Source organism: Arenimonas sp. (assembly GCF_019459675.1).
GTDB lineage: Bacteria > Pseudomonadota > Gammaproteobacteria > Xanthomonadales > Xanthomonadaceae > Arenimonas.
Map to the genome: position 1 here is coordinate 1 of NZ_JAIBFH010000126.1, position 2,993 is coordinate 2,993.

The window sequence follows — 2,993 nt, forward strand, 5'->3', positions numbered from 1 at the left end:
TTGGCGTGCTTGTCGCCCGCCGCGCCCTGGTAGCCCGCCTGGTCGTTCTTCGCATGCACGTCCGCGCCCGGGGCATGGCGGGGGGTCCTGGCGGCGCGCCCAATCTGGGGGGCGCGGCCGGCGCCGGCGGTGTGGCAGGCACCGCAGAGCGCAGCGTAGATCACCGAGCCGTCCAGCGTGCCTTCGTAGGCCACCTGGCCGGCCGCGGCGGCGGCCGCGGTGGCCTGCGCGGCGGCGGCGGCCGCAGCACCGGTGGCACCGGCGTAAACGCCGCCAATCGGGCTCAGGCGCTGCTGCACGGCCGCTTCGGCAACCGGGTTGGGCTCGGGCTCTTGCTGGGCATTGATGTACATGCCGGCCAGGATCAGCACGATGGTGAGGGCCACCAGGAACGCGATGATCATCGAGAATTGTTTGAGGAAGACCAGATCGTGGTTGCGCACTGTCGTACCTGGACGGCGGGCCGAAGCCCTTCAGAGGGAAGACGGCCATTATATGGGCACCGCGCCATGCGAGGAAGCCGCATGTTCCGGGCTTCCTTCACAAGCGCGATAAGGGGCATGCTGGAAAGAAGGGCGCCGGCAGCCGAGCCGGGCCGGGGGACCCATGGTGCGGGCAACATTGGCGCTGCTGCAGGATTCACCGCCGGGTAGCCGGTGGCGCTGGGCCGCGATCGCGGCCGTGTCGCTGCTGGCCTGGCTGGGGTTCGAACAGCTGTCTTCCCAGCTGTGGTTCCTGCCCGCGGGCCTGCGCCTGGCCCTGCTGTGGCTGACGCCGACCCGCCGCTGGGGCTGGCTGGGCGCCTCGGAGGTCGCCGCCCAGGCCGTCAAATCGGCGGTGCTGGGCTATCCGCTGTTCACGACCACCTTCCTGGCGGTGTGCGTTGCGCCCTGGCTGATCTATGCCGCCGTGGTGCTGATGCTGCGTGGCCCGCAGCCGGCCCCGGCGTTCGAAAGCCCCACCCGCATGATCGCGTTCCTGCTGGCGGGGCTGATCGGTGCGGCCGGCGTGTCGCCGCTGCTGTGGATGTTCCTGGTAACCGTGCCGATGACCACGGCCGACACCTTGGCCAGCATGTTCGCCTTCATGTACGGCGACCTGATCGGCCAGCTGGTGCTGGCGCCGCTGCTGCTGGCGCTGCTGCAGGGCGAGCTGGCCAAGCGCCGCGTGCGGCTGTGGCGCGACCTGGCGCTGGTGCTGGCGGGGGCGCTGGCGGTGTTCGTGCTGCTGCACGCCTACGGCGGCCTGGCCACGTACGTGCTGCTGCTGGCGTTCGCACCGCTTTTCTTCCTCGGGTTCCGCCACGGCTGGGAGGGCGCGGCGCTGGGCACGGCGGCCCTGGGCCTGGTGGTCCACCTGCTGGTGCAGCTGGACCTGCTCAGCACCAGCGTTACGGTGCTGCAGCTGGTGTTAGCGGTGGTGGGCGCCGGCGCACTGGTGCTGGGCGCCGCCAGCACGGCGCTGCGCCTGAGCCATCAGTCGCTGGCGCTGCAGCACGAGGCCCTTGCGGCCAAGAACCTGGAGCTGGCGACGCTGGCCGATGAGCTGCGCCACGTCACGCAGCGCCTGGTGCGCATCGAGGAACAGGGCCAGCGCGAACTGGCCAACGAGCTCGACTACGAACTGGGCCACGCCATCCACGCCCTGGGCACGCGCATCAGCCTGGCGTTCCGGGACGTGCGCGACGAGCAGGGCACGCGCTTCCTGGAGTCGCTGCGCGAGCAGGTGCGCGAGATCCAGGACAGCCTGCGCCGCGCCCTGCGCCAGCTCCGGCCGCCCATGCTCGACAGCCACGGCCTGCGGCATGCCCTGGACAACGGGCCGCTGCGTGAGATGCTCGAAGACGCGAACGTCAAGTTCGCACCGGCCTTCACCGGTGGGGTGGACAGCCTGGACGACGATGCCCGCACGGCCGTGTACCGCATCGTGCAGGCCGCCGTGCGCGAGGCGGTGCGGCTGCCGGGGGTCACCCGGTTTTCGCTGGTCCTGGAGGTGATGCTGGGCGCGCCGGACCAGGAGGTCGATCTGCGGATGGACCTGGAGTTCTCGGGCCCGCTGGAAAACCCGCCGCCGATGCTGGCGCTGTCGGCCATCTTCGATCGTGTGCTGGCCGTGCACGGTCGCTACGCGGTGGAGCCGTTGGCGCACGGGCAGCGGCATGCCGTGCAGTTCGTTTCCCGGGGCCGCTGAGTCTCAACCCGTGGGACGCGGGTGCGGCATCATGGCGCCATGCCCGCCCCGCCCGACTTCCGCCTTTACCACGGCAACGACCTCGACCTGTTGGCGGACCTGCTCGCATCCCAGCTGGCGGTGCCCGAGCCCGGCGCGTCGGTGCTCGAGCCCGAAACCGTCCTGATCCCGCAGCCGGCGATGCGGCGCTGGCTGCACAAGACGCTGGCGGAAAAACACGGCATCGCCGCCAATCTGCGCTTCCTCACCCCGGGTGAATTCGTCAACCAGGCGCTGAGCGCCAACCTTGCCGGCGACGATGCCCCCGTGGCCAATGCCGACACCCTGCGCTGGCGCCTGTGGGCGCTGCTGGCCGACGAAGCCGTGATGAAGGCGCCGGTGTTCGCGCCGCTGCAGCCCGTGCTTGCGGGTCCCGACCGCGCCCTGGCGGCGTGGTCGCTGGCCGGCGAGATGGCCGCTGCGTTCGAGAAGTACCAGGCCTGGCGTCGCGATTGGCTGCTTCGCTGGGAAGCCGGCGCATCGCCGAACGACCCGCAGGCGATCCTGTGGCGACGCATCGCCGGCGGCGAGCAGTACCGCGCCCGCCGCATCGATGCCTATCTGGCCCGCTTCGAGGGTGCCGGCCGGCCGCTGCCGCAGGGTCTGCCGGCGCGCGTGTTCGCCTTCGCCACCCTCAACATCTCCCCGGACGTGCTGCGGGTGATGGCCACCCAGGCGCGGGTCGGCACGATGCACTTCTATCTGCCGACGCCGACCCAGGCGTATTGGGGCGATCTGCAGACCCTGGGCGAGAAGCTGCGCAG

At 71.0% G+C, this 2,993-nt stretch carries 3 protein-coding genes; 2 read left to right on the top strand and 1 reads right to left on the bottom strand.

The genetic code is table 11. The features are described from left to right. A partial coding sequence (locus K0M70_RS04525; protein ID WP_290779858.1) for a cytochrome c5 family protein occupies positions 1 to 443 on the bottom strand: 443 nt, incomplete at its 3' end. Between the two features lie 163 nt (positions 444 to 606). Here K0M70_RS04525 and K0M70_RS04530 point away from each other — a divergent pair. Both K0M70_RS04530 and K0M70_RS04535 read left to right on the top strand, forming a co-directional pair. Then, complete coding sequence (locus K0M70_RS04530; RefSeq protein ID WP_290779861.1) at positions 607 to 2,190, top strand: MASE1 domain-containing protein; 1,584 nt, start codon at positions 607 to 609, stop codon at positions 2,188 to 2,190. A 39-nt stretch (positions 2,191 to 2,229) separates the two neighbouring features. Further along, positions 2,230 to 2,993, top strand: a 764-nt coding sequence (locus tag K0M70_RS04535; protein ID WP_290779864.1) for an exodeoxyribonuclease V subunit gamma, incomplete at its 3' end; no start/stop codon positions are given.

What these genes read in the sequence shown, in the direction of transcription:
- K0M70_RS04530 (WP_290779861.1), top strand. Translation starts at nt 607, where the DNA reads ATGGTGCGGGCAACATTGGCGCTGCTGCAGGATTCACCGCCGGGTAGC.